This is a genomic window from Metaprevotella massiliensis, from assembly GCF_900241015.1.
In genome coordinates, this window is record NZ_LT965943.1 from 1 (window position 1) to 1,938 (window position 1,938).

The window sequence follows — 1,938 nt, forward strand, 5'->3', positions numbered from 1 at the left end:
ATATTAGATGTCCTGCCCTTGTGCCCGCCATGGCGAAGGTGTTTCCGGATATTATCCTTACGGTGCGGGGAACTGGCTGCTATCCAATTATAGATAGTAGACTTGGAGACCTTAATGCCTTCCTCTCCTGACTTCATCAATGCGTCACCCAAATTACAATTCACTTATTGACAACTTGAAAAAGAGGCTTGATGGCGAGGTGTTTCTCGGTAAGAAATAACGTTTTTGTAAAATAGGTGTTATTTTCAGGCATCCTTATCCTGATGGTTGTGACTGTTTTTGCAGTGTCAAGCACATGGTCAACACTCATAGCGATTTTGTTAATGGCAATTAACCGCTCCAATTCCTTATATACTTTATAAGCGATAAAGCAGATGCACACATGTGCCTCAATCCTCCTCTCTGTAAAATGAAACATTGGACGCATTTCCAAAGTTCCTTTTGAGATGCGGAAGGAGCGTTCCACTACCCATAGTCCGTTGTATTGGGCAATGACTCGCTCTGCGTCAAGTTCTGTATTGGTAATGTATCCTTTCCAGCCATCACACTTGCAATCCTCTTCTATCTTCTCTCGGCTGATGGTGACCTCAATGTCCTTGCTGATTTCAAGAAACTTGTTGTAGCCACGTCTGTTGACCTGCTGCTTTGTGATGCGCCCACTTTTGTAAGCTTTTCTTAACCGTGCAATACCACGGGTGCGGTTGTAAGCATCCTTCTTTGCGCGTCTCTCCGAATAGCATACGATAAGCCGTTCTCCATTTTGACGCTCCATTTCATAGCTGGCATTATCCTTTTTGTCCAATGAGAGGATCCATTGCCTGATGTTATTTCGTTCATTTCTTATGCGAGCGCCAAGTATATACTTGTATCCGGCTTTCTGCAACAGTGCCACATTGTTCTTATTCATCAAACCAGAATCAGCAACGATGACAAAGTCATCTCCAAGTGTGAAACGTTGCTTGAAATCGTCTATCATCGGTATCATCGTGAAGCCTTCGTACCGACTGCCATTGAACAGAGAATATGACAATGGATAGCCGCCATCGGAAACCAACAGACCGAGTACGACTTGCGATTCTGCCGTCTTTCCGTCTTTAGAGAACCCTGGCTCACGCAGTACATCTGTTTTGGATGTTTCAAAATACAGAGTTGTTACATCGTAAAACAACAGACCTATCTTGCCACCAAATATCTTCTGCGTATGTTTCACACTGATTTGCTCTGCCAGTTCCATCTGCGTGCTGTAGAGCTTGTCCATGTAACGGTAGATGTGGTTAAGATCAACATCCTCGTCATAATAAGATTTCAAATAATCGACTGTTGCAAGTTTGCTCTTAGGCTGTGATACACGGGCAATGACGAGGTGACGCAATATCTCGTCGGGTATGCGGTTGAAGCCTATACTGTCATAAACTTGATTGAGCAGTAGTTGAGTACCATTAATCAATACAGAGTCGATGTTTTCCACCACTCGCGTCGTCTCCTCAAGTACTTTACTACGAAGATTGTTAAAATCAAACTCTTGCTGCCCATCATGAGTATGAAGCCACAGCTTGGCTTTTTGAAATAGCTCATCAGCCTCCTCTTCCGATTTTGCCACGCCAAACTTTTTCACTTCTGTGAATTTGCCATGAGCTTTGCTCACAACCACGACACAGATGGTTCCCGAACGGTTAATTTTCTTGCGTACAAACATTGTGCAAAGGTACGCATTTTCTGTTTGCGTCACCCTAAGTCACCCTACAAAATAATGTAACTAATTGATTTTCAATACAGGCTATATGACAGCGCAGTAAAGTGATGAAGTCAGGAAATAAACAGTTGTACCCAGTTCCCTTGCTATAATATCATGCGCTGCAAACTCACTTCCGTTGTCCGTGGTAATAGTCCTGACTGGCAATTGGGACTCTCTAAGCAGCCGCACCACGGCATGCGCCA

The 1,938-nt window shown here is 43.8% G+C and carries 1 protein-coding gene and 2 pseudogenes; all 3 read right to left on the reverse strand.

The features are described from left to right. Positions 1-125 (reverse strand): annotated as a pseudogene (locus C1709_RS01110) (IS30 family transposase); the annotation flags it as partial. Between the two features lie 35 nt (positions 126-160). Continuing rightward, positions 161-1,696, reverse strand: coding sequence for an IS1634 family transposase (locus tag C1709_RS00855; protein ID WP_102285055.1), 1,536 nt, complete (start codon positions 1,694-1,696; stop codon positions 161-163). Positions 1,697-1,810: 114 nt separating this feature from the next. Continuing rightward, positions 1,811-1,938 (reverse strand): annotated as a pseudogene (locus C1709_RS01115) (IS30 family transposase); the annotation flags it as partial.